General features: G+C 59.1%; 23 protein-coding genes and 2 pseudogenes. 7 read left to right on the top strand and 18 right to left on the bottom strand.

Features of this window, described 5'->3' with window-relative positions; translation table 11 throughout:
• Positions 1–99 precede the first annotated feature (99 nt).
• Entirely contained in the window at positions 100–1920 is a 1821-nt protein-coding gene (locus tag IB244_RS22520; protein WP_169681601.1) for a chloride channel protein, read from the bottom strand.
• A gap of 86 nt (positions 1921–2006) precedes the next feature.
• Here IB244_RS22520 and IB244_RS22515 point away from each other — a divergent pair, with 86 nt between their 5' ends.
• Together IB244_RS22515 and IB244_RS22510 are read left to right on the top strand one after the other, a co-directional pair.
• The gene (locus IB244_RS22515) at positions 2007–2447 is read left to right on the top strand and encodes a MarR family winged helix-turn-helix transcriptional regulator (protein ID WP_169681603.1); all 441 of its coding nucleotides are present in this window, start codon (positions 2007–2009) and stop codon (positions 2445–2447) included.
• Between the two features lie 51 nt (positions 2448–2498).
• The gene (locus IB244_RS22510; RefSeq protein ID WP_246733649.1) at positions 2499–2990 is read left to right on the top strand and encodes a MarR family winged helix-turn-helix transcriptional regulator; all 492 of its coding nucleotides are present in this window, start codon (positions 2499–2501) and stop codon (positions 2988–2990) included.
• 856 nt (positions 2991–3846) lie between these two features.
• Here IB244_RS22510 and IB244_RS22505 read toward each other — a convergent pair.
• Both IB244_RS22505 and IB244_RS22500 read right to left on the bottom strand, forming a co-directional pair.
• On the bottom strand, positions 3847–4461 hold the full coding sequence (locus tag IB244_RS22505; RefSeq protein WP_169681607.1) for an RES family NAD+ phosphorylase: 615 nt from the start codon (positions 4459–4461) through the stop codon (positions 3847–3849).
• Positions 4462–5100, bottom strand: a complete 639-nt coding sequence (locus IB244_RS22500; protein ID WP_169681768.1) for an XRE family transcriptional regulator — start codon at positions 5098–5100, stop codon at positions 4462–4464.
• Positions 5101–5360: 260 nt separating this feature from the next.
• Here IB244_RS22500 and IB244_RS22495 point away from each other — a divergent pair, with 260 nt between their 5' ends.
• Together IB244_RS22495 and IB244_RS22490 are read left to right on the top strand one after the other, a co-directional pair.
• The gene (locus IB244_RS22495; protein ID WP_169681609.1) at positions 5361–5606 is read left to right on the top strand and encodes a PD40 domain-containing protein; all 246 of its coding nucleotides are present in this window, start codon (positions 5361–5363) and stop codon (positions 5604–5606) included.
• Positions 5607–5901: 295 nt separating this feature from the next.
• Positions 5902–6192: a hypothetical protein gene (locus tag IB244_RS22490; protein ID WP_169681611.1), complete on the top strand. Its 291-nt coding sequence runs from the start codon at positions 5902–5904 to the stop codon at positions 6190–6192.
• A gap of 520 nt (positions 6193–6712) precedes the next feature.
• Here the strand turns inward: IB244_RS22490 and IB244_RS22485 are convergent.
• The 3 genes and pseudogenes from IB244_RS22485 to IB244_RS22475 form a co-directional block, all read right to left on the bottom strand.
• Entirely contained in the window at positions 6713–7192 is a 480-nt protein-coding gene (locus IB244_RS22485; protein WP_169681612.1) for a hypothetical protein, read from the bottom strand.
• 128 nt (positions 7193–7320) lie between these two features.
• A pseudogene (locus tag IB244_RS22480) lies at positions 7321–8188 on the bottom strand (two-component system sensor histidine kinase NtrB); the annotation flags it as partial.
• Between the two features lie 376 nt (positions 8189–8564).
• Positions 8565–10250: a sensor histidine kinase gene (locus IB244_RS22475; RefSeq protein WP_169681614.1), complete on the bottom strand. Its 1686-nt coding sequence runs from the start codon at positions 10248–10250 to the stop codon at positions 8565–8567.
• 142 nt (positions 10251–10392) lie between these two features.
• Here IB244_RS22475 and IB244_RS22470 point away from each other — a divergent pair, with 142 nt between their 5' ends.
• On the top strand, positions 10393–10605 hold the full coding sequence (locus IB244_RS22470; RefSeq protein WP_169681616.1) for a hypothetical protein: 213 nt from the start codon (positions 10393–10395) through the stop codon (positions 10603–10605).
• A gap of 248 nt (positions 10606–10853) precedes the next feature.
• Positions 10854–11333, top strand: coding sequence for a DUF3597 domain-containing protein (locus tag IB244_RS22465; RefSeq protein ID WP_169681617.1), 480 nt, complete (start codon positions 10854–10856; stop codon positions 11331–11333).
• Between the two features lie 568 nt (positions 11334–11901).
• Here IB244_RS22465 and IB244_RS22460 read toward each other — a convergent pair.
• The 12 genes and pseudogenes from IB244_RS22460 to IB244_RS33185 all read right to left on the bottom strand — a co-directional run bounded on the left by IB244_RS22460 (position 11902) and on the right by IB244_RS33185 (position 23962).
• The gene (locus IB244_RS22460; RefSeq protein ID WP_169681619.1) at positions 11902–12837 is read right to left on the bottom strand and encodes a LysR family transcriptional regulator; all 936 of its coding nucleotides are present in this window, start codon (positions 12835–12837) and stop codon (positions 11902–11904) included.
• A 79-nt stretch (positions 12838–12916) separates the two neighbouring features.
• Positions 12917–13708, bottom strand: coding sequence for a 3-oxoadipate enol-lactonase (gene pcaD / locus IB244_RS22455; RefSeq protein ID WP_169681621.1), 792 nt, complete (start codon positions 13706–13708; stop codon positions 12917–12919).
• Between the two features lie 85 nt (positions 13709–13793).
• Positions 13794–15125, bottom strand: coding sequence for an MFS transporter (locus tag IB244_RS22450; RefSeq protein WP_169681623.1), 1332 nt, complete (start codon positions 15123–15125; stop codon positions 13794–13796).
• 43 nt (positions 15126–15168) lie between these two features.
• Positions 15169–15953, bottom strand: a pseudogene (benD, locus tag IB244_RS22445) (benzoate diol dehydrogenase BenD).
• Positions 15950–16975, bottom strand: coding sequence for a benzoate 1,2-dioxygenase electron transfer component BenC (gene benC, locus IB244_RS22440; protein WP_169681625.1), 1026 nt, complete (start codon positions 16973–16975; stop codon positions 15950–15952). Before benC ends, benD begins: the two are co-directional and overlap by 4 nt.
• Before the next feature lie 37 nt (positions 16976–17012).
• A complete protein-coding gene (gene benB / locus IB244_RS22435; RefSeq protein WP_169681627.1) occupies positions 17013–17525 on the bottom strand; it encodes a benzoate 1,2-dioxygenase small subunit in 513 nt (170 codons plus the stop codon).
• The gene (locus IB244_RS22430) at positions 17522–18880 is read right to left on the bottom strand and encodes a Rieske 2Fe-2S domain-containing protein (RefSeq protein ID WP_169681629.1); all 1359 of its coding nucleotides are present in this window, start codon (positions 18878–18880) and stop codon (positions 17522–17524) included. The genes benB and IB244_RS22430 overlap by 4 nt, the downstream gene beginning before the upstream one ends.
• A 95-nt stretch (positions 18881–18975) precedes the next feature.
• Complete coding sequence (gene catA / locus IB244_RS22425; RefSeq protein ID WP_169681631.1) at positions 18976–19914, bottom strand: catechol 1,2-dioxygenase; 939 nt, start codon at positions 19912–19914, stop codon at positions 18976–18978.
• A 70-nt stretch (positions 19915–19984) separates the two neighbouring features.
• A complete protein-coding gene (catC, locus tag IB244_RS22420) occupies positions 19985–20275 on the bottom strand; it encodes a muconolactone Delta-isomerase (protein ID WP_169681633.1) in 291 nt (96 codons plus the stop codon).
• A 13-nt stretch (positions 20276–20288) separates the two neighbouring features.
• A complete protein-coding gene (locus tag IB244_RS22415; protein ID WP_169681635.1) occupies positions 20289–21470 on the bottom strand; it encodes a muconate/chloromuconate family cycloisomerase in 1182 nt (393 codons plus the stop codon).
• Between the two features lie 449 nt (positions 21471–21919).
• A complete protein-coding gene (locus IB244_RS22410) occupies positions 21920–23599 on the bottom strand; it encodes a glycoside hydrolase family 3 protein (RefSeq protein WP_192305625.1) in 1680 nt (559 codons plus the stop codon).
• A 135-nt stretch (positions 23600–23734) separates the two neighbouring features.
• Positions 23735–23962 carry a DUF3422 family protein gene (locus IB244_RS33185; RefSeq protein WP_409564080.1) on the bottom strand — a complete coding sequence of 76 codons (228 nt, stop codon included), beginning with the start codon at positions 23960–23962 and terminating at the stop codon, positions 23735–23737.
• A 207-nt stretch (positions 23963–24169) separates the two neighbouring features.
• Between IB244_RS33185 and IB244_RS22400 the strand changes: the two genes are divergently transcribed.
• On the top strand, positions 24170–25210 hold the full coding sequence (locus IB244_RS22400) for an amino acid ABC transporter substrate-binding protein (protein ID WP_192305622.1): 1041 nt from the start codon (positions 24170–24172) through the stop codon (positions 25208–25210).
• Positions 25211–25265 lie beyond the last annotated feature (55 nt).

Genomic DNA, 25265 nt, shown 5'->3' with positions numbered 1-25265 from the left:
TGTCACAGCCACGTTCTGAAGAACCAGGCGATGGCCGCGACAACCGAAGAACCTTGTTAAATGGTGGATGGAAATCGCCCCTTTTAACGTCAGAGCTGATCATCTCGTAGGCACCTCGCGTCCCGAACCGACGGCGCGTCCGAAATACGGCCGCCGCTCCGTTTCGCTTGTTCTTAGGGAATGACGGAGCCTCAACAGGTCCTTGCGGGCTACGAGGCCGACGAGCTGGCCGTTATCGGGATCGACGATTGGAATGCGGCCGGCATCGGTTACCAGCATCAGATCGGCAACGTAACCGACCGTGTCATCGGGGTGAGCAAGCGGCACGGAATTATCGGACACCAGATCGGCGAGCGGCTGACTGCGCTCCACACGTTCCTGCTGCCAGCGCAGAGCGTCACCGCGCGACATCAGACCCTTGAGGATGCCTAGGTCATCGACTACCGGATAGACCCGGTGTGTCTTCGATCGCGTGGTAAAGAAATCGATCGCCTCCCCGGCGGTCATATCGGCCCTGAGGCTATCGACCTTGGAGATCATGATGTCACGGGCGCGGGCAAACTCGAAGGGATCGATGCCATATTCGCGGGTGATGTGCTGGCCACGGCGGGCGATCTTTTCCGTCAGGATCGAGCGGCGCAGCAGGAGAACGGTGACCGCGTAGGCCGCCACCGTTGCCGCCAGCAGCGGCAGCAGCGCCTGGACATCGCCGGTCAGTTCGACGGCGAAGAAAGTGCCAGTCAGCGGCGCCCGCATCGTGCCGCCCATCATCGCCGCCATGCCGAGCAGCGCCCAGAAGCCCGGATCGCCCGGCAGAACAAGTCCGACAAGCCAGCCGAGCGCACCGCCGAAAATCAGGAGCGGCGCCAGCACGCCGCCCGAGGTGCCCGATGACAGCGCCACGAGCCAGATCGCCGCCTTGACCAGCAGGATTGTCAGCACCGCTTGCGGCAGCAGGCTGCTGTTCAGGAGACCATCGATGATATCGTAGCCGACGCCGAGAACTCGCGGTTCTATGAGCCCGCCAAACCCGATGATCAGCCCGCCCAGCGCCGGGCACCACATCCAATGGATGGGCAGCGCTTCGAACAGGTCTTCAATCTTGTAAAGAAGCGTTGTCAGGATGCCCGACTGTAGGCCGGAGAGGATGCCCATTCCGGCGCAGAGCAGGATACCCCACCAGGGCAGATCCATGTGGAATTGTCTTGGAAAGAGAGGACCGGCTTCGAACAGGAAAGGGCGCCAGCAGATCGACACGCAGGCGGCGACGGCGACAGGAATGAAGCTGCGCGGCTTCCATTCGAACAGCAGCAGTTCAACGGCCAGCATGATCGCGGCGATCGGCGAACCAAAGATCGCAGTCATGCCTGCCGCGGCACCGGCGACCAGCAGCGTCTTGCGCTCTGCCGAACTCAGGTGAAAGCATTGGGCAAAGAGCGAACCAATCGCGCCGCCAGTCATGATGATCGGGCCTTCAGCGCCGAAAGGGCCGCCCGTTCCGATCGAGATTGCCGAGGAAATCGGCTTCAAGATCGCCACCTTTGGCGACATCCGGCTGCCGCCGATCAGGATCGCCTCGATTGCTTCAGGAATGCCGTGGCCGCGGATCTTCTCCGAGCCGAAACGAGCCATCAAGCCAATGACAAGACCGCCTAGAACCGGGATTACCACCATCCAGACCGAGCGCGGGGCCGCTGCCAACGAGACGGCATGGGTACTAAGGCGGCCGAACCAGACAAGGTTGGTCACTAGCGAAATGAGGCTGACCAGGACCCAGGCGGCAAAAGCGCCGCCGGTGCCGACGATCAGCGCCATGCCGATCAGAGCGATGACGCGCTTGTCGGTGGTGAAGTCTCCGGCTTCACGCCGCGAAAGGCCGCCCATGAAATCATGCGGCCGGTGGGTATTTTGTGGGGACATGGGGGTTCCTGTTGACAGGCTGGCAATGAAGGCCCAGATATATCGTATTACGATCTAATGCAAGTCATGCTTTGAGGAGCAGGCCGATGCCCAAGGAAGCCCTGTCAGAGACCGAATATGAGGCACTTGCCAATCTGAGATACCGGATCCGCAAATTCCGCCAGTTCAGCGCCGGGGCGGCCAGCCGTCTCGGCCTTTCACCACCGGAGCATCAGGCGCTTCTCGCCATCAAGGGGTTGGGGATCCGTGGCGAAATGAGCGTTTCCAGCCTCGCGGAGAAGCTGTTTCTGGCGCCTGCCGCGGCCACGGAACTGACGGAAGGATTGAAAGCCCGCGGCTTTCTGACCGTCGTCATCAAGCCGAAGCGCCGCATCGTTGTTCGATTGACAGATCAGGCGGAAGAGCTATTGCGTCGACTGACGCCTGCCCATCTTTATGAGATCCGGGAAATGGCGCCGGAGTTGATGCAGGCGCTGCGCGCGCTGCAGGATCACCGGCGGATGGAGATGGCGGCATGGATGCAGTGATCTTGCAGGTGGCAAGCCAATAACGGCAGGAGATTGATGGCCAGGAAGCAGATGGACGATCTGTCGGATGCCGATTACGAGGCGCTGTCCAACCTGCGCCATGCACTGCGCCAGTTCATGGATTTCAGCGCCTCGGCCGCCCACGAAGAAGGATTGCCGGCGCAGCAGCATCAGGCCCTGCTCGCCATCAAGGGCCACAACGGCGAGGAAGCGATGTCGGTCGGCCTGCTTGCCGAGCGGCTGCTGATCGCGCCGCATTCGACAACCGAACTCGTCGGCCGGCTGGTGGCGGCGGGATATGTGTCGCGCACAGTCGATCCCAACGACAAGCGACGCCACACGCTTGCGCTGACCCAGAAGGCCGAAGCGGTCCTCAAACGGCTGACGGCTATTCATCTGAGCGAGATTCGCGAGATGGCGCCACGGCTGATCGCCATCCTGCACGGCCTCCAGGATGGAGTGGAGCTAAATGGTCGCGCGAACATAGGTAGTCAGAAAAGCAATCCGTTTGAAACATGGATGTCAAACGTAAAGAGTCGATAGACGTACCTCTTACTACGGGATCCGATGCAAGAAGCCTCACATCAGGGCGGCACTCCGTGGCTTGCCTCGCCCAAGAGGACAACGTGCTTGTCAGCGAAACGGTCGAACAGATCGCCGAAGTGCGGATCGTGAAATTGGCTAAACGGTTCCGCTGCCTCTTTGATCAACGCCGGCAACGCCGGGCGACTACGGATCGGAGGAAGATCGGGTCGGTGCCATCCCTCCCATTGCCGCCAGCAACCGCTCATCGCGAAGGCCACGACCACGCAAATGCCGTTCAACCATGAGATCGCGTGAGTAGGCCATATCCAGCATGGGGAGATCCTCCTCCCCACCGAACGACGGAACGGCCTAAAGGTTGCGGCGCTCGCATCATCCCGGTTTTCTGGATGCGTCAGGAAACCCCAAATGCGTTCGAAGCATGCATCCAGAAATCAGGGACTCGTTCGGGGGGACGTTCTCTAGCCGCATCCATCAAATTTTCCCTGCTGATCAGGAGCGTCAGAGGGCGGATCCCGATCGCTCATGCGCTAGACGGGTTCGAACGCTGGCCCGCCACGTCATCGTAGCGCGCGGATCGAGTTAATCCCGGAAAAAAACTTGCGGCCTACGCCTTGAACACAGGCCAGTTCGAGGGCCAAGGCGTGTTTCAAGCTCAAGACCCGGGTGGTGCTATCGCCGACACGAGCGACACGGCGAAGGTAGTGGAGCCAGAGCCTGCCGATGCCGCGCCGGCTGAAAGCGAGGCCGAGCCTTCAAAATGCAAACGATATCGAAGCGGCGGGTATCAGGATTGATCTGTCGAGGATGGGCTGTCAGAAATGACTTATCGAGCAACGCTAAACGCGGCGATGAATCAGGGATCGACAATCGCAACGTTCAGGTCATCGAGTACATTCGCGAGACCCGGCGCCCGTATCAGCTTTGTTGCGCCGACTGCCTTCAGCTTCCCGATGGCTCGATCAAACACCGCAAGATTCGTGTGCCCGTTTAGCCTTGACGGATAAATGATGCCGTCGACCTGATCTCGATGTTCATGGAATGCAACAGCCCATTTGCGAGCAAGGGATTGCTTGGAGGATTTTGCCACATCCGTCGGCACACCCATCTTGATCGCTCCGTCGTCGCGCAGATCAATCATCGTCAGTGGGTCGATCACCTCGATCTGCGCGTACTGTCGGTTGTGAAGCGCTGACTCGGAAATGGGGAGATCGCCGATCGAGCCATCGCGTTGGTCTCGCAGTACGGCTTCGAGAAAGCATACTTTGATGGTGCCGCCCATGTAGAGGACCCCAAAGCGATTGGCGGGCTTGCGGCGCCGCGGATCGCTGAAGCGGCTCGGTGTCTTTCCGAAGCCGAGCGGATCAGGGTATCTATCGAGGTAGATGCGGCCGAACCGTGAGCCGGGCGCGACGACGTGTAGATGCAGGCGTGCTGTTTCGAAGCCGACGGGCGGCAGTGCACTTCCCATTTACCGGAAATCTCGCCCAACGCTTTCCGCTACCGCGATCACCTGCTTAGTCCGTCCACGCTCCAGTGCTTCACGACCCGTCAGACCATCCAGTTCACCATGCGGCTGGACCAGGAAGCGATAGACTGCCCAGGCTCCACCGAGCATTTCGTGAAGGATAGGGAGTGCAGCAAATGGCTTGCCATCGGAATCGAGCTGCCAATCGGGGAAGCGATACCCACGCTTGGCCCCGTCGAGGCCGAGCACAAGACCGTTTTGCCGCTTGGTATTGATTGTCACCCGCGTCGTGCCGAGCAGGCGAGCAAAGTCGTCAGCGCTGAGCATTTCGGCGCGCTCGAGGATTTCTGCTGCTTTCGAGCGTCCGCGTGCCCGGGCTGCGGCAAGAGCTTGCTCAAGGCCAGCATCTGCGGTGTTGTCCTCCTCAGATGGCGCAGGGGCGGCCAATGCGTCGTCTTCGACCGGGGTTACGACCATCTCGCCTTCTGGATCGACGTCAACGCGGAAGCTTACACGTCTGCCGGCGGTTCGACTCCTTGAAATGGCCTGACCATATTGCTGCAGCAGTGTCTGCACGCGCTTCGGCTTGTCGGACAGGACTTTGGTCGCACTATCCGGAACTTTGATTTTGAAGCCGCTCATGCCTTCCGGCAGCGCACCGGCGCCTGTCGCCAGGAAAAAAGCCATGGACCTATCTGGTCCATCCCTGCGGGTCGAGCCGCCCTTGATGCTGGGTTTTGCCTTGGGAGATGCCATAACTTGCCTCCATACAGAAGTACTTATATGGCAAAGATGGATAAGTTCGTCAAGTTGGTAAAGGCATTTTTAGTCCATGGCACGCATAAGGCCAGGCGATCCAGAGCGAGGGCACAGGAGCGAAGGACCCAATTGCCGACGCCGTAATGCTTCCGGATGGCCGCTCCGTCAATGTGGGGCATTATGGCGGCGCTCCAGCGGCAGTCGTTCTCAAGTCAGACGGCGGCCTCGATACATCCGTTTCAAACGACGGCGTCATCGAGCTCCCCAACGAAAAGGTCAAATCAGGTTTCAACGCCGCCTTCCTGTCCCCGGATGGGAAACGCATCGCGATCACAAGTGACGTTGACGAAAAAGGAGCGCGCCTGGTTGTTCTGAGCGAGGAGAATTGAAACCGCGGCGCCCTTCGTGCGATGAGCGCCACCCATTAAGCTTTGTATCAAGCCCCGGTAGTCGCTTGCAGTTGGTTCAGGTCAAGGCGCGAGCGCAGCAGAAGCGAGATCACCATCCGATTGACCTCGGAGCACCTCGACAAGCTCCAGAAAATAAGCCTGTGCGACTGTCGGAATCCAATCCTTCCGCAAGGTAAGGCCAATGGGTCTTGCTGTATGTTCAAGATCTACAGGAAGAGCTCTGATAAGACCCCTCACGAACAGACAGGACACCACGAACAGCTTAGGCGCGGCGGTGGAAGCCGATACGATAAACTACGCCATGGCCGGCGCTTCGCTGCGGATCGAGAAACCGGTCTTCCACCCGGGTGCCTGGTCGCCGCAGTTCGAGGTGGGCATCGAGCATGAATTCGAAAACACCTATGGTAGCTATACTGGCGAAGAAAACTACCTCGCCACCAAAGTTGGCTTCGGCCGCCGCTTTGGCAACTCGGGATACTTCAATGTGGCTTATTCCCGAGAGGACGGGTTCACCGGCGCCCGACATCAGCAGGCGTTGACCTTCATCTACTCGCTGACCTTCTGACAGCACACCTTAACGAGCGACAACAACTCGGAGCCAAGTCTTGGAATTTGGCTCCTTGCTACACCTTATCCCCGGCCCTGGATTTTAGGCGTCGCGCTGTCTGACGCTCACCTTCGAGGCCGCAGGCATAACCTTTCAGAGTGAAGGTGAGATTACCGATGGAGGAATAGGCGTCCGCCTTCGATCGCAGGATCGGCATTAGACGTGGACAGGGATACATGTACGAGTTTGCTTGGTGTTCTTGAGCGGATACGAACCCGCGACCCCTACATTACGCAGATCTGGATCTTGAGCAGCGCTCATCGCGGTTTCAACTGGATGGCTGCACCATAAACAAGGTTCTGGCCTTTACCCCTCTCTTCGGCGAAGGCTGCCAACAATGGTGCTGATCTCTTCCTCCAAATGCCGTCCGCGATAAACGAACGACGTTTCGTGGCGCGCGTATTGACCATCTCGATCGGCGCTGAGCCAGTTGTATGACCCGACGCAAAGAAGGTCAGTGTCGATCGCTACGATCTTGCTATGCAGCTTCGGGAGCTTGTGCAGCCGAACCCCCTGCTGCCGATGGATTGACCCAGATGGAAGCGGTCGAAAAGGCATGCTCATAGATTAGGCCGAGGTTGAGCAGCGGATCAGCGAACACGTCGACTTCGGCGCCCCGCTGGACGGCGGCGTTGAAGGCCGCAAGGATTCCAACTCGTTCCATCGTTGAAGCGATCACCCACGGGCTGACGATGGTGTAGCGGCGTCGACCCTCAGACAGCGCATTCAGCAGGAAGGCATGATGCCCAGCTGCATCTCGAAGCATTTGAATCTGACCGCTCCCCTGCTTCAGGTCCTCGCGCGGCTCGACCGCAAACTCAAGCGCGTTCCGCTCTGACGCGAACAGGAAGTCCGCGAAGAGAGCCCTTGGCGACCCGGCTTTCGCGGCCGCCATAACGTCCATATCGGCAAATACCAGACAACTGTCCTTTGCCCGCGAGACCATCACGTTCAGCATACTTGGCGAAGCGTCGACGAAACCACCGTCAGCATGTATCTAGTAGACGGGCGAGAAGATCACGACGGATCGCTCAGCGCCTTGAAGCGCGTGGACTGTTCCGATTGTCATCCCTACGCGGCCGTCGAGAGCGTGATGACGCCCCCGAGAGGCATGGCGTCGCGTGCGTTTACGACCAGGTTCAGGAGTGCGGTCTCCGACTGGTTGGCGTCGGCCTGAACTTTCGGCAGAGCCAGCGGGAAACTCGTGACAATTTCGATCGACGGGCCGATCGACCGCTGAAGCAGGCCCGCCATTCCCTTCACGAGGTCGGACACGTCGACCGGCTCAAGCTTGAGTTCCTGCTTGCGGGAGAAGGCAAGCAGCCGCTGTGTCACGGCCGCGCCCCGTTTTGCCCCTTGGATGGCGTTCTCGATCAGATCCTGACCGGCGAGAGCCCGTTTCTTCGCGATCTCGAGACTGCCTAGAATGGCCATCAGTAGATTGTTGAAGTCGTGCGCGACGCCGCCCATGAGCTGGCCTACGGCTTCCATCTTTTGGGCCTGGAAGAGTTCGAGCTGTGCTCGCTCGTGCTTCCTGCGTCTGTCACCTCTCCGTAATGTCGCGCGTAATCTTGGCAAAGCCGATGAGCGTGCCGTCTTCTGCCCGAATAGGGTCGATGATGACATCTGCCCAAAAGCGCGTCCCATCCTTTCTGACCCGCCAGCCTTCTCTTTCGAACCGGCCCTCGGATGCGGCGATTTCTAGCGCTCTTCTTGGCAGATCGTCGGCCTTGTCCTCGTCGGTATAGAACTGCGAGAAATGCCTACCAATGATCTCTTCGGGTTCGTATCCCTTGATGCGGCGGGCGCCCGCATTCCAACTCGATACGTGACCGTTCGGATCGAGCATGTAGATGGCATAGTCGATCACGCCTTCGACCAGCACGCGAAACTGCTCCTCGCTTCGGTTCGGATCTTCGGTCTGCCTACGCTCTAAAAGGTCGATGGTCATGCGGAATTCCGATTGCGTGTTTCTCGAGGTAACTAGTTATCCGCCCTGGATTCGCAAGCCCAAGTCCAACTGGAAGCAAGACATTGAGCCCGTGATTGCGCTCCGGCGTTAACCCATTGCCGAAGAATACGTTTCCATCAATTCGCTCTTGCCTAATATTCAATTCATGGCTGGCTCGCGACCTGACCCGAAATGGCGGGCCGCGGGGACCGAGCAGCCATTTGGCCTTGCTCGAACGCCAGAGGAAGAGAAACTGGGGACTCTCCGGAGGCAACGCTCCCGAGTTTCTCTTCCGACCGACATTGCAACGCAGTCATCAGACCGGCTCCTCACCTCGTTGGCGAATGATCCTCGACGATCGGTACCTTCGGCTTCTTTCTCACGTCCTCTGCTCCGCAGCTCCATTTGTCGAAACTTGCAAACGCGGCTCTGGTTCCGTTGTTGTAAACGAAAGTTCGAAGACGAGTCCGTCGGGGCGATAGTCAGTCCGGCACACCGAGCGCGCCCTCGACGGGAAAGCTCGCTCGATCAGGACGGAGCCGAAGCCCTTCCGGGCAGGCGCGCCGACAGGAGGACCACCGCTTTCGGTCCAGGTGAGGTCGAGCCGTTCGCGCTCCTTGCGCCAGGCGATCGAAACCTTTCCTGTCTCGTTCGAGAGGCTTCCGTACTTCGTGGCGTTGGTTGCCAGTTCGTGCACCACGAGTGAAAGCGGCAGTGCGAGATCGGCGGCAAGGACAACGTCGGGTCCTTCGAGCCGAATGCGCTCGCAACCGCCATCAAGATGAGCCTCCATTGCGGCCACAATGACTTCACGCACCGACGACGACGTGGTCTCCTTCGAAAGTAGCAAATCATAGGTCCGGGCGAGCGCGGTCAGGCGCTCGGAGAAGGAGCGGTAGCGTTCGGGTTCCACCTTCGAGAAGGTCTGACGGGATATCGCCTGTACGAGCGTGAAGCCGTTCTTGACGCGGTGCGCCAGCTCCCTCATCAGCAGAGCACGCTCCTCAACCACCTGCTCGCTCTCGAGGCGGCGACGGTCGAGTTCTTCCAGCAGGCCATCGAGCGTCGCTCCGACCGCGGACAATTCATCGGACCCCTTCATGCCTGTCCTTGCCTTCGTCTCGCCGTTGCGCCAGCTGTCCATCGTCGCCGCGATGCGTTCGATTGGCGCGAGCAGGAACTTGTTGCCGATGAAGAACGCGGCGACGAAAGCAAGCAGCACTCCCCCCGCAATGCCAAGCATGTTCGCGAGTGTCGACCTGTTAATCTGAGCGAAGGCCTCCTCCTTTGAGAAGCCTGCACTGACGTAAAGCGGGCTGCCCGGCAGAGCGATCGGGCGGAATCCGAGGATCCGCTCGGTACCATCCTGGCTCGTGACATCGATGACGCCAGGCTCGTCGGCATGAATGAGCGACTGGAATTTGTCCGGAATGACGGTGCCGACGAACCGTTCGGGAAACGGCACCCGCGCAAGGATCGTCCCCTTTCCATCAGCTATCGTCACGGCATTGCCGGGGGAGACGCCGCGCTCGGTGATCCTGTTCTGAAGCCAGTCCAGCCGGACGCCGGTGACCACGACTCCCTTTAGATTGTCGCCTTCCATCAACGGCATTGCGATCGGCAACACGGCCGTATCCGAGATCCTGCTCATCGTGTAGGTGCCAACGACCGTCTGCCGAGAAACGATGACTCCCTTCAAATAATCACGGTCGGCGAACGTCGTGCCGGCCGGTATCTGCTGACTGCTGCAGACAGGGCTCCCGGTTGTATCGAGGACGAAGATCGTTCTGACGTTTGGAACGTTTTCCGCTACAGACTTCAAGCTCTCGTTGCAACTCGCGGCGTCGAGATGACGAACGGCGGGCATGGCGGACACCGAGACAAGCATGGCGCGGACGCCTTCGATGATCCGGTCGACCTCTGACGAAGCCTGACGAGCGGCTTGCGCAGCGTTGGCTCTCACCTCTTCGTTCCGCTGGGCACGCAGCGCGACCTCGTTATACACGAGCATAGCGACAACGGGCGCGAGGGCCGCCGCTGCGACCGCTACAAGCTTCAGCTTCATGTGGCCCCCCACTCAGACCCAAGGTCGTAGCACGCGCGCGAAACCTTGGCTATCCGGTGAGTTCAATCCCGCAACCTCCAGATCTGGCGGAACAAACCGCCGTCGCAATCATTTCGACGCGAGGAAAAGGAGGAGCTGGGAAATGCATTCAGATCGTCATTTTGAACGCCGGCGGGTGTTGCGTGGCAACGCCTATACCCTTGAGGAGTTTCGGAGCCGATACGGCCTTCATCCGGACGTGGCCGAGGACCTGTTCTATCGCTTCGGGCCGTCATCGATTGAACTGGACATCCTGATGGCCGCGAAGACGCGCGTTGCGTCGATCCACGCGATAACGCAGGAAATCGGACTCTAGGCACGTCCTCCACAGCGATGTCGACGGAAGGCGGATTACAGTCGTGGACGCTCGTCAGCAACCTTTCCTCATGAAGGTAAGCGGGGTCTCGGCTTGCTGTTGCGGAACCTCTAGCCGGACCTTCTTTCGAAATGGCGGCCCTTTCGCAGGGCTGCCGACGCTCTGTCGTCTCGGCGTCTCGCACTCCTCCAACGGAACAGAATGCCTCCGATCGTGTTTTTGTTTCACCGCGAATAAGGAGTCAGTCGATGAGCATTTTCGAACGCATACGCAACGCGATTTTGGGCGACGCCAACGCAGCAACGCCCGCTCAAGCGGCTTCCGCTTCCCCGTTGACACCGCCAGCGGCGCCCGATGCTGATCCAGTGCCGCCTCTGGGGCCAGGAGCACCCCAGTCGGATCAGATCGCCGAGCGTCCGCCGATCGTCACCGACCCGGCCACTGGTGCGCCTCCGCCGCCTCAGGCCCCCGCGATCGATATCGCGGACGTGCTCGATCAAGCCGCAAGGAGTTCAGGACAGAAACTCGATTGGAGACATTCGATCGTCGACCTGATGAAGGCCGTGGGGATGGACGCAAGCATGCAGGAGCGCAAGGAACTGGCATCCGAGCTGGGCTACTCGGGCGACAAGAGCGATAGCGCGGCTATGAACACGTTTCTGCACAAGACGCTGATGAAACGGTTGTCCGCGAATGGCGGAAAGGTGCCGCCCGACCTGCTCGACTAGAACCCGATCTTGCTCCAGTGAGCCGACCATAGCATGCGAACTCAGAGCGTTCACTCTGGTGGAGTACAGTCCAACATAGGCGCCGATCAACATCGCGGCGATGTCGTCCGCGGTAGAATGGCCCTCGTTGAACAACTGAACGGCCGCATTGCAAAGGACCGTGGACGCACGCTCGTCAGGGCGAACCTCGTAGTATCGGTACCAGGCTCGAACTGCGTTCGACCTCGTTTCGAAATCGAGACTTCCGCAATCGCGCTGCATCACCGCGATCGTCCCGGTTTCATTTGCGCAAGTGTGGCTCGAACAGTCTGGCGTTCGATCGCGTCGAGTTTGTGGCGTCCCCAGAACGGAAGCAATCTGCCGTCACGCTTGTAAACCAACTCCAACCGGCTCAAGGCAACCTGCAGGAACATTTTGCAATCGTGGACATTTCTTTCCGAGCAACCTGCCGCCCATTATTGGTGCGGACAATTGGTATGCGTATCGAACTCTATGTTCCGCGTTCCAAGAGCGGCTCAAAAAATGGGCACATCGTTCAATACAGCGTGCGCCACGGGGACTGAACGCCTCAGGGTTTATTCGGGAGTTTTACATTCGAGAGCCGAAGCCACGGAGGATTGTCGGCGTACATCTCGCGGATCAAATTCTTAATCTGTTCCACCTTGGAATTTGGCTCATCGTACCGATAGCTCATGATTACTGGTGAGGTTGCCTTCTCGTCCCGAATTGTGCGATATGACACGTCGTCCGGCCGCTGTCGTTGGGACGCTGACGGGATGATGCAAACCCCTGCGCCGGCTGCGACCATTCCCAGGGCGGTTTGGATTTCGCGAACTTCCTCGATCTGCGAATGCGCAATTCCGAGCTCGGCGAAAAGTGACATAACTTCGTCCGCGAAACTCGGCCTCGGCACGGACGGGTAAAGGATGACCGTTTCGTGAGCCAGTGATGCGAGGTCTATAGGCTCTTCAGACGCAGACAACGGGTGATGCTTTGGAAGCGCTACGACAAGGCGCTCCTCACGAAGCGTCAGACGCTCCACCTCGCGATCGTTGAATCTGACGCGACCAAAACCGAGATCGATACGCCGCTCTTTCAAGGCGCTGACCTGCTCCGTCGACATCATCTCCCGGATTTCTATGTCAAGGTCGGGCCAGAGATGCCGCATGCGGCGAACCAGGTCCGGGATGCCGCCGTATAGCGTGGAGCCGACGCAACCGATAACAAATCGCTCCCGCTTCGAACTGCCGATCTTGCGCGTCTGCTCGATGATATGTTCAGTTCGCAAAAGAATGTGAGTCGCCTGTTCGTAGAGAAAGCGGCCCGCCTCCGTCAAGGCGATCGGCCGCTGGCTACGATCGACAAGCACTACGCCGAGTTCGTCCTCAAGCTGTTGGATCTGCCGGCTAAGCGGCGGCTGGGCGATGTGGAGCAGTTCGGCAGCCCGTGAAAAATTCCGTTCGCGGGCGACCGTCACGAAATATCTCAGTTGTCGAAGATCCATCTGCCAGCCTCCCAACACATTGTTTGGGACTATCGCCGCCCGTCGCCGAGCCGTCCAGTGAGATGGCGCAACCCGGCTTCTACCGGCGCAGAAAGTCATGAACTGCCGAATTGAAAGGGTGTGGAGTTTCCACGTTGACGATATGGCGGCCGGGTAAAGAAACATGCCTGCCGTCGCGCACCCCGTGCGCGATGCTCTCGAGATCGGTGGGCGGGCATACGGCGTCGTCGGCACCAGACAGGGCAAGGATCGGGTTGGAAATCGAGGCAATCTCCTCTCTCAAATCTGCATCCCTCAGTGCTTCACAACAGCCGAGGTAGCCTTCTTCTGAAGTCCTCGAGAAGCTGTCGAGCACGCCTGTCACCACGCCTGGGTTGGCGGCGGCAAAATCCGGTGTAAACCACCGCTCGGCCGTAGCGGGCACCAAGGCGGCGAGACCGTTTGTCCTGACGTCACCGATCCTTGCGGTCCACCCCTCGGCCGTTCCGATTCTGGAGGCGGTGGCACACAGCACCATCTTTCCAAATCGAGGTCCGTGATGGACCCCAAGCCATTGTCCGGTGAGGCCGCCGATGGAGAGACCGCAAAAGTGAGCGCGGGAGATGTTGAGGGCGTCCAGAAGGGAGATCACATCGCTGCCGAGATCATCGAGTGCGTAGGGCGCAGGTGGTGGCGATGACAATCCGTGACCTCGACGGTCATAACGCAGGATCCTGAAATCGTCGGCGAGTTCGCTGACCTGTTCGTCCCACATGTGCAAGTCCGTGCCGAGCGAGTTGCAAAACACCAGCCATTCCTTGCTGGAGGCAGTGTCATCAGTGCCATCGAGCCGAAAATGGAGGCGGTGGGTGGGTAGGTCGAGAAATGGCATTCGATCAAGATTCCGATCAAGGCGGTGACGACGGCCCGAGATCCGGGCCAAGGGGTCGCGCGGAAGAACGCCGCGCGACGTCTACTTAAGCTGCGACAGCCGGAACTGAAGCGGTTCTTCGGCTGTTGCTGAGGGCGAACACCACCATCGCCACGGCCGAGACAGCAGCGGGAAGGGCGAAAATCAGGAAATTCTGCTGTAGCGGCAGGTTCTGTCCGAGCAGGACGCCGCCCAAGGTCGGGCCAACGATGGCTCCGATGCGGCCGACCGCTGACGCCCATCCGAGGCCGGTCGAGCGGACGGAAAGATTGTAAAGCTGGGCGACGCTTGCATAAAGCAGGATCTGGGTGCCGATCGTCGTGGCGCCCGCGACGAACACCATCAGGAAAAGAAGCGCCGGCGCCAGGTTGAACCCGATCAGGGCGATGGACGCTGACGCGGCCGCAAAGAAACCGATGACAACCTTGGCGAGGCCGAACCGGTCGCCTAGCCAGCCGCCCGCTATGGCGCCGACCATGCCGCCGAAGTTCAGCGAAAACAGGCTAAGCAGGCTCGCCTTCTCTGCATAGCCGGCCTCCTGGAGCACCTTCGGGAGCCACGACGAAAGCAGGTATACAAGCAGCAGGCAGCAGAAGAACGACACCCACAGCATCAGAGTGCGAAGCGTACGCTGATGCCTGAACAGTTCGGAAACCGATGCAGACGCGCCTTTGTGTTCCGAAAAGACCAGCCGATCTGCAGGTGTAAGCGACGCCGCCGGCACCACCTTCGCGTAAATCGTCCTGGCCTGTTCCTGGCGCCCTTGGCGAATGAGGAAACCAAGCGATTCAGGAAGCTTCCATAGAATGATCGGCAATACGACGAGTGGAACCGCAGCGACAAAGAACATCGGCTTCCAGCCATAATGCGGGATCATCTCGATACCGAGCCCCGCCGCGACCATTCCGCCGACGGAATAGCCGGAGAACATCAGGGCGACCATCGTCCCCCGAAGCCGCTTCGGCGCATATTCGTTCATGAGGGCAACCGCGTTTGGCATCAGTCCACCGCACCCAAATCCCGCGATGAAGCGGAAGATCTGAAACTCGAACGGTGAACTCGCAAATCCCGTCAAAAGCGTTGACGAGGTGAACAGGATGAAACTGATGGCAATGCCCTTCTTGCGACCGATCCGGTCGGCGAGTGGCCCGAAGACCAGCGCGCCGAACATCATTCCAAACAGTGCCCACGCCTGCAGTGCACCTGCCTGCGGTTTTGAGAGGCCCCACTCCGCGATCAAGGTCGGCAGGACCGTGCCTGCCACGAAGACGTCGTAACCGTCGACAACAAGCAAAAGGGCGCAGAGCGCCACGACCGCCCACTGAAACGCTCCAAAGGGCGCATTGTCTATTGCGTCATTCACATCGATGTTGCGCATTTTCTCCTCCCCGAGTTGCTACGCATTTTTCAAGAACAAGTGGTCAGCCGAGATCACCTCCCGCGACCGGCAGTATGCTTCCAGTGATGTATGAGGCCTCGTCGGAGGCCAGAAACAGGATTGGCGCAGCCTGCTCGGCGATGCTGCCGTAGCGTTTCATGAAGCTCGATTGCTTTACCTGCGCGACGACCTCGCCCATCCAGGCCTTTTCCTCCTTGGTGTCGCCTTCGGCGTTCCGAGGGATAGACCTTGCAGGGGCCTCAGTGCCGCCCGGCGCTGTCGCCACGACACGGATGTTCCGTTCGGCCAATTCCATTGCAAGCGACTGGGTGACAGCATTGACCCCACCTTTCGCCGCCGAATAGGGCACGCGGTGAATGCCTCGCGTCGCGTTCGAAGACACGTTGACGATGGTGCCGCCGCCACGCGCAAGCAGATGTGGAATGACGGCGTGGCATCCGTAGAGTGTCGGCATCAGGGATCGACGTATTTCCGCATCAATCTGCACCGGCTCGAATGCCTCGAAGGGACGCATTCGGATCGCACCGCCGACATTGTTGATCAATATGTCGATTCCGCCGAAGGTTTCCGCGGCGAAGCGCATGGCTTCCAACGCGCCGTCGTAGGTCTCGAGATCAGCGAGAAACGAGGCCGCATTGGCGCCCGCCTCGCGGGCCACGTCCCTCGCAAGCTCAGCACGATCCACCAGAACTACGCGAGCGCCTCATCGGCAGCGCGCAGCGCCACGGCGCGGCCAATGCCCTGCGCTGCCCCCGTCACGACGATCACCTTGCCAGCAAAGCGTTCCCGATAGCCGGTCATCGTCATGCCGCCTCTTTCGCGACCGCATTCGGCGTAAACTTCTCATAGTAGAAGCTGTTGGGGCTCACACCATTGTCGTCGAAGTGCCTGCGCACCGCATCGACCATGGGCGGAGGGCCGCAAAGATAGACGTCGACATCACCGCCATGAAGAACCTCTTCCGGCATGTGTTGCGTTACCCAGCCCTTGCGCGGGTGGCTGGAGGCATTCTCGGCCACGACGGTCGTGAAGTTGAAGTTCGGCAGGCGGGCGGCATAAGCCTCGATCTCATCGACGAGAACGAGATCGAGATCGCGCGTCACGCCGTAGATCATGTGGATCGCCTGGTCAGATTCAGCGCGGGCGAGCGTTTCAAGCATCGAGAGGAAGGGAGCAAGCCCGGTGCCGCCGGCCAGAAACAGCAGCGGGCGCTTCACTTCACGCAGATAGAAACTTCCCAGCGGACCAATCAGGTCAAGTTTGTCGCCAGGCTTTGCCCCGGCGAGCCAGCCGCTCATCGCACCATCGGGAATCCGCTTTATGAGAAAGGCGAGACGCTGGTCGCCCGGCGCCGAAGAGAAGGAGTAGGAGCGGCTCTGACCATAGCCGGGAACGTCGATATTGACGTACTGGCCGGGCAGGAAGGCCGGCGAGGATGCCGTATCCACTTCCAGTTCAATGACAATCGCAGCATCTTGGTGTGGAGTCACGGCAGTAACGGTCGCCGCAAACTTCTGATGGCCGGTCTTGCAGGCGAGCGAGGTCGTCGGCACTGAAAGAACGCAATCCGATGTCGCTCTCATCTGGCAGGTGAGCACCAAACCGCTCTCCGCCTCGTCCGCGGTCAGGGCGTCCTCGATATAATCGTCACCGAGGTCGTAGCTGCCGCTTTCAGCCCGGCACTTGCAGGTGCCGCACACGCCGTCGGAACAATCCATCGGCAGGTTGATCTTGGCGCGATAGGCAGCGTCGAGGACCTTCTCGCCGCTGTTGCATCCGATGAAACGGGTAACGCCGTCCTCAAAATTCAATGCGATCTTATAGCACATGGCTCCTCCTCCGGGCCGCGGTTGCACGAGCCGGCCCTCAGATGTGATAGATGTCGATGACCTGGCGGATGTAGTCGTTCTTCAGCACGATCTTCTTGTCCGAGATCAGCAGCCCGCCGCCGGCCCTTCGAAGGGTGACGAACATGGTTCCGAAAAACTGGTCGGTGACCTTGTAGCGATGGTTCAGCGTGTGGAAGTTGTAGCGAACATCGACCTCCTCACCACGGTCCTTTAGGATCTCGACGTTCGTGATATTGTGGCTGGTGCGCGGTTCCGGGGTCGAAGCGCCGGAGCGCTCCGTCTTGATCCGGAAGACGCGATCTTCCAGACCATCCCGGCTCGGATAGTAGATCAGCGATATCTGGGTCTGCGGATCGTCGGTGATCTGGTCGTCGTCATCCCATGCCGGCATCCAGTAGGTCACGTCGGGTGTGTAACAGGTCAGCCATTCATCCCACTGCCGATCATCCAGCAGCCTTGCCTCACGATAGAGGAAGGCACAGATGTCCTGGTACGAAGACGTGGTGATTTCCGGAAACGAAATGGTCATGCCGCACCTCCGCTCTTTTCCATCGAGAGGGCGTCACGCATGACCTTGGCCCAGTATTCGTGCTGGCGAACGAACAGGCCTTCATCTTCACTGCGTTCTCCAGAAAGCAACGGCTCGATGCCCATCCGCTTCGCATTCTCATCCGGGCCATCGATCCAAAGCGGTGCGCCTCTCGACAGGTCATTCCAGAGCGCAGAGATGCCGGCATAGCCGGCCTGGCACGCGCGAAATTCCTCAAGATCGTCGGCCGTGCCCATTCCGGACACGTTGAAAAAGTCCTCGTACTGGCGGATCCGCAGCGTCCGGTCGGCTTCGCTTTCGCCTCTCGGCGCAAAGCAGAAGATGCTGATCTCGGTCTTGTCGACGCTGATAGGACGGGTCACGCGGATCTGCGTGCTGAACTGGTCCATCAGGAACACGTTGGGGTAAAGGCAGAGATTGCGTGTCTGGTTGACGATGAAGTCAGCCTTCTCCTTTCCAACGTGTGCGACAATCTCGTCGCGACCGCTGAAGACTGGCCGCACCTCGGGGTTCATCGTGTTTGTCCACAGAAGGATGTGCCCGTTTTCGAAGCCATAGACGCCGGCTACAGACTTGCTCCACCCGTTGGCGTCGACCGCCTTGGTACCTTCTTCCGTGCGGCGACCCATGGTGGCGGAGTAGTTCCAATGAACGGAGCTGACGTGGTATCCGTCGCAGCCATTCTCCATCTGCAGCTTCCAGTTTCCGTCGTAAATGTAGGACGAGTTGCCACGCAGGACCTCAAGACCGTTGGGGGCCTGATCGACGATCTGGTCGATGATGATTTTGGTCTCGCCGAGATAGTCCTCAAGCTCGGCGACATCGGCGTTCAGGCTGCCGAACAGAAAGCCTCGGTAGCTCTCGAAGCGGGCCACGCGCTTCAGGTCGTGCGAGCCGTCCTTGGCGAATTGAGCTGGATACTGGCTGGATTTTTCGTCCTTTACCTTCAGGAGCTTGCCTGAGTTCGAGAACGTCCAGCCATGGAACGGACAGGTAAAGCTGCCCTTGTTTCCATGCTTGCGCCGGCACAGCATCGCGCCTCGGTGCGCGCAGGCATTGATCACGGCATGCAGTTCGCCGGCCTTGTCGCGGGTGATGACGACCGGTTGGCGACCGATATAGGTCGTGTAGTAGTCGTTGTTATCAGGAACCTGGCTCTCATGTGCGAGATAGACCCAGTTGCTCTCGAAGATGTACTTCATCTCCAGTTCGAACAGGTCGGCATTGGTGAAGATGTCGCGGCGGCAACGGAACACGCCAGCTTCCTTGTCGTCTTCAACTGCGGTTGCCAGCAGTTGGTCGAGATCTCGTGCCTTCTCGATAATCGTGGACATGGCTTCTCCTCCCGCTGCGACGCCCTTCAAGGTCCGCCGTAGCGACAATTTCGGTTTTGGGACGGGAAGCGGCGGCCGGGGCCGCCGCGTGGCTCTTAGGCCGCGGCGCGCTTGCGCAGTTCGTTGATCTGGTTGTCGACGCCATCCACCAGCGCGGTCAGATGAATATCGAACTTGATCTCGGCGAAGGGGCCGGAAAGACTATTGGCCTTGATGCTGACCTCGTCGGTATGCTCGACGATCTCGGGAACGAGCCCGTCTCGGGTGGCGTAGGCGAAGTCGTCGTTGACAAGCGGATCGCCGGCGATGTTGATCTGGGTGGTCAGCTTGCGATGACCGTCGCCGCTGATGAACAAGTGGATGTGAGCCGGGCGCTGGCCATGGCGACCAAGAGCGCAGAGCGCCTGCTCGGTCGGGCTGCCCGGAGGAACGCCATATCCCTTCGGAACGATGCTCTGGAACTTGTAACAGCCCTTATCGTCGGTGACGATCGTGCGCCGCATGTTGAAGGGCGCCTGTTTGCCTGTCGGGTCGAAGTGGGAGTAGAAGCCGCGGGTATCGCAGTGCCAGACTTCGACGGTGGCATCCGGCAGCGGCTTTCCGTCGTCGCCGTAGACAGTGCCGTGCATGATGAGCGTATGGCCATTGGTGTCCGTGCCATCGTCAAGACGGGCAAAGCCATGTGCGACAGGAGCGCCGGCGACGTAGAGTGGGCCTTCGATGGTGCGAGGGGTCTCGTTCTTGATCCCCAATGCTTCGTCGATCGCGTCGAGCCGCTCATCCAAAAAATGATCGATGCCGAGGCCGGGCGAAATCAGGCCTGCCTGTCCGGCCGCACCGATCTCGTTCAGCCAGGCAATCCCTGTCCAGTATTCGTCCGGCGTGATGTCGAGGTCGTCGATCGCCTTGTAGATGTCGGACAGCAATCGGTGAACGATCTGCTTGACCCGTGGATTGCCGTCCGGCTTGTCGAGACCGGCAACCTTGGTCAGGAAGTCCTGGACTTCCGGCTTGTCGAAGATCTTTACACTCATGTCTTTTCCTCCACTTGGGTGATGTGAACTTTGAGCGCCGTCTCCTCCTGAGACGCCGCCAGCGAAGCGATCAGCTATCGTCTTCGCGTATGGATGATGGATGTCGAAGGAGCGGCGAGACTTCGATCTTCATGAACTTGAAGAGCGGAAGCCCCGACAGGACCTCGTGAAGCTCTGCGTTGTCTTTTACGTCGAAGACGCTGTAGTTCGCGTATTCGCCGGCGATGCGCCAGATATGCCGCCATTTTCCAATGCGCTGCAGTTCCTGCGAGTAAGCCTTCTCTCTGGCTATGATCGCTTCGGCCTCGGTAGCGGGAAGATCATGGGGGAGGTTTACGTGCATACGGACGTGAAAAAGCATTGGATACCTCCACTCAGCCCACGATGCTGATTGTCTTGCGAAGCCCGTCACGGGCAAAGAACGCTACACGCTCCTCGTCAAGCTCGATGCCCAATCCCGGTCCATCCGGAACCGTCAGCTCAAAGTCGCTGTAATCAAGGGGGCGGATCAGGATCTCCTCCGTCAGGAGCAACGGACCGAAGAGCTCGGTTCCCCATTGCAGCTTCTCGAACGTAGAAAAGGCATGTGCCGATGCGATGGTGCCGAAGGCACCCTCGAGCATCGTTCCACCATAGAGTTCGATGCCGGCAGCATCGGCGATCGACGCAACTCTCTGTGCGTTGAAGAGCCCGCCGCTCTGCGCAATCTTCACCGCGAATACATCCGCGCCGTGGATTTTCGCCAACTCAAATGCGGATTCGGGACCTTTCAAGGATTCATCGGCCATCAAAGCCACCTGGAAGCGATGCATTAAGCGCGACAGCGCCTGCGACGATGCCACCGGCTGTTCGACCAGTTCGCATCCTGCGGCGGCCAATGCGGCCATGGCGTAGACTGCTTCCGTTTCACTCCACGCCATGTTGACGTCGACACGGACCGCCCCGCGGTCACCAAGGGCGCGCTTGATAGCAGATACATGAGCAATATCGGCGGAGAGGCTCTTTGCGCCTATCTTGAGCTTGAAGATCTTGTGGCGCTTGAGATCAAGCATCTTTTCGGCTTCGGCAATGTCCCGCGCGGTGTCGCCGGATGCGAGCGTCCACGCGACCGGCAGACGGTCCCGCAGCCGGCCGCCCAGGAGTTCACTCACCGGCTGGCCGATACGCTTTCCATGCGCATCGAGCAGCGCCGTCTCGATGGCATTCTTGGCGAAGCGATTATCCTTCACCATCTTGCCGACGCGGGTCATCAGAGCGCGGATGCGAGTTGCGTCCTGTCCGACCATCACCGGAGCAAAATAGGTATCGATCGCCAGCTTCATACCTTCGGGGCTCTCGCCCCCGTAGGCGAGACCTCCGATCGTCGTTCCTTCACCTATACCGACGACGCCGTCGCTGCAGTGAACTTTGACCAGCATCAGCGTCTGGCCGTTCAGGGTGGTCACTGATAGCTTGTGCGGCCGTATGGTCGGCAAATCGACCAGTATTGTTTCAACCCGCTCGACAAGAGGGTGAAGGCTGGCGGACAGTGCGAGATGGGTCGATGACGTTTTCATGGGGACAGTTTGTCCGGCCATCCAATCTGCGTCCAACACCGATTTGGTTTGTTTTCATACCTTGGCGGTATAGTAAGGTGGCGTGCGAGCTCAGAAATCCGAGCGCTGGACCAGGCCGCCGATCTCAATGATCATCGGTGATTTCAACACTTTATTCAGGTGTGATGTCATGCAGAACCGCGACTTGCGGGCCGCTTTAAGCTATCCGGCATGTCTCATTTGCGCGAGCGGTTTCTTGCGGAAACTTCGCTCCTTACCGCCCTGCCCTGGCCAGCGACCGTGCGATGTCGACGATATCGTCACAGCCAGCGGTCGGATCTTCTCTATTCCAGGCAATACCACGCCCGATCCGGAAGTCGCCGCCACAAGAGCACTTTGATCGGAACGCGATCCCTGCCACTGCAATCGTTGTGCCGATAGCATGTGTTTATTGAGCGTCCGGCGCAGGCTCAAAAGTGCGCGTCCTCAAGGCCGCAGAATGGATCCACAGGGTTCACGCCCACGAAGGGCTTGCGACCAAGCATGCAGTCAACGACGGCTTCCTGGACGCTGTCCATTGTGGAATATGCGTTGATGTAGGCCGGTACCCGTGGCGCATCGTAGAGATGATATGGATGCCCGAAGGAGATCATTATTGACGGAATATTCGTCCAAGGCCGATACATCGCCTTGAAGAGTCCCCCACCCCCCATGCGATGCCAGTCGACAAATATCCTGCCCCGAACGAGCAGCGACTCATCGCCCAGCGCATAGACCACGAGATCGAAATCATCAGGTGATGGCACAATGTCGGGTCGGTCAATCGTGACTTCGAAACCCTCCTTCTCCAAAAGCTCGGGAAGCACAAATTTCAGAGGCTGCGGGATAAGCGGATGGATGATACCTCCGTCGACCAGCAACACGCGCTTCGTCTTGGCCGGGTCGAGCGGAAAGATGCCTTGGACGTCCTTCACAAGCGTCGGCGATCGTCCGATGAACTCCCTCGATGCGGCCACGTTGTCCGGATGCGCAAGCACGCGGCGCGCTTCGGTGGCCTCAGGTAGAACATCCGACGGCTGAAAAAGCCTGAGATGCGCCTTGAGCGCCAGCACGCGCAGTACGGCTGCCTCGAGCCGCTCAGAGGTAATTCGGCCGTCTTCAACGGCGGCCTTGACCGCAGCCATATCCTTCTCAGGCGCATCGCTGAAGAGGATCATATCACAGCCATTGGCAATGATGTCGGGCATTGTCTCTGTGTGGTGGCCCCAAGCTGAAAGACCTCCCATGGGTGTCGCGTCGGAGACGATGAGGCCATTGAAGCCGAGTTCGTTCCGCAGGAGGTCAACGTTCAACAACCGGGAAACCGAGGCCGGTCGGAAGGCTTCAAGATCGGCATCCGGCACTTTCGATCGGACATAGGCCGGAAACGAAATATGCCCGCTCATTACAGCCAGCACGCCTTCGTTGATCAGGGTTGTGTAGAGGCGACCGAAGGTTCCCTTCCACGCCTCCACCGAAAGCGGATTTGTCGTGGTAACAAGGTGCTGATCGCGGTCGTCGTATCCCTCGCCAGGCCAATGCTTCGCGGTGGCAGCCACACCATTTCGTTGGAGACTACGAACATGGGCAACCGCATGACGCTCGATCTTGTCGACATCGGAGCCATAAGAACGGGTACCGACGATCGGTGATCGGAAGGCGGCATTAATGTCAATAACTGGCGTGAACGACCACCGAACACCCATTGCGCGCCCTTCGCGTGCCAGGATTTCCGAACTTCTCTCTGTTGCCTCGACATCGTCAACAGCGGCAAGCCCAAGTTGGCCGAGCACCGGGGTGCCAAATGCAAATGAATGTCGGCTGCCTTCGAGGTCAGCGCTGATGATAGGGGGAACTTTGCTCCTTGACACGAGGTCGGAAATGACCCGCCGCTCGAAGTCAAGATCGGGCGTAAAGAAGCGGGTTACGCCGCCAGGTTTTAGCGAAGCAATGCGTTTGAACTCCTCCTCATCGGTCCCGATCATGATCAAGATGAAGAGTTGTCCGATCTTATCGTCGACGTCGAGCGAGGCATAAACGTCACGAACCCAAAGGATCGCAGGCTCATCGAGGTTGAAAGGCGCTTTGCGAAGTTCGTCGTAGGCCGTCATGATTCTCTCCCCCAAGGTGGCACGTCGACCGGGTGGTCACGTTCGCATTTGCACGATACCCATATCGTGCAGCTCCGAACCAAGGAAATACCGCCCTACCTTCTCATTCGAACTGCATTTGCCGGCTGCCGTCGCCTACTCAGGCAATTGACTAGCCGTTACCAATGGACTGACGTGTAGGCCTGCGTGTTCGCAAGACTCAAAGACGACTTTCAGTATGCCGATCAAATAATAGCTGATCGCAATGATGGAGAAGCCTTCGACCGCACGTTGCTCACTTGGGTGTTGGCTACGCTTGTGCTCACGCTCATCTCCTGGGTCTAAACGGATGTCCCCGCCGAAGCTTAAGGCAGAGTGGTACATTCGGAGGACCGGAACAAGGCCGCCGACCGGCATTCGCCAATCAGGTCAGTCTCGAAATAAAGCATTATGTTCCAGCAACTGCCGACAAAACGCAATAATCTATCTATTTTATAGATTTTATTTAATTAGCTTCTTCGTGGCAGGCGCTTTCGATCCTCCCAAGCTCGACGCGCCTGCATGGGGACGAAACTTCCAGGAGAGAATATTATGAACGCAATTTCCCTTATGCGGCGGCACCTCAAGGGCGCCGCTGCCGCAGCACTCATCGCCGCGGCGATGTTGCCGATGGCAGCGCACGCTGGTCCGACACTCGATAAGATCAAGGAACGCGGTGTCATCAAAGTCGGCGTCGGCACGACGCCTGGCTTCTTCACGCCCGACAGCAATGGCCGCTGGCAAGGATTCTTCGTGGATTTTGGCCGGGCGCTCGCCGTGACCGTCTTCGACGATCCGGACAAAGTCGAGTTCACCAACTCCTCGCCGCAGCAGCGCCTGCCGGCATTGCAGTCCGGCGAGTTTGACATCCTTCTCTCCGGTGTCACCGAGACCATTACCCGCGCCTTCAAACTTGGTTTCCATTTCGGCCCGGTCGTCTTCTACGACGGCCAGGGGCTGCTGGTGCGCAAGGATCTCGGCGTAGCCAAGGGCGAGGACCTCGACGGCGCCACCATCGGCGTCCAGAGCGGCACCACTGGCGAACTCAACATCGCCGATTTCTTCCGCAAAACCGGCAAGAAATTCACGCCGGTAACAATCGAGGAGACAAGCGAATTCACAAAGGCGCTGGATACCGGCCGCGTCGATGCTCTAACTCAGGATTCGACTGACCTCGCTGCCAAGCGAACCCAGCTCAAGAGCCCTGATGACTACGTTCTCCTGCCCGAGCGCCTGTCGAAGGAGCCGCTCGCACCGGCCGTCCGCGGCGGTGACGACCAGTGGCTGGAAATCGTCAACTGGACGGTCTTTGCAACCGTTCAGGCCGAAGAACTGGGCATCACCAAAGACAATGTCGATAGCTTCCTGACCAGCGACGATCCGACGATCAAGCGCTTCCTCGGTGTCGATCCATCGCTTGGAGAGGCGATCGGTCTGGACCCGAAATTCGCCTATCACATTATCAAGGCCGTCGGTAACTACGGCGAAATCTTCGAACGCAACGTCGGCAAGGGCACGACGCTCAATTTCGACCGCGGCTATAACCAGCTGTGGACGAAGGGCGGCCTGATCTATTCGCCGCCCTTCCGTTGAGCATCGCCGTGCTGTCGCAAGCGAGTTCGCATCATCAACTCGGGCCGGGTTTTTC

The sequence above is a fragment of the Rhizobium sp. RHZ02 genome (assembly GCF_014851575.1).
GTDB lineage: Bacteria > Pseudomonadota > Alphaproteobacteria > Rhizobiales > Rhizobiaceae > Rhizobium > Rhizobium altiplani.
Note: the sequence above shows the minus strand (reverse complement) of the source record. Positions and strands in the feature narration are given on the sequence as shown.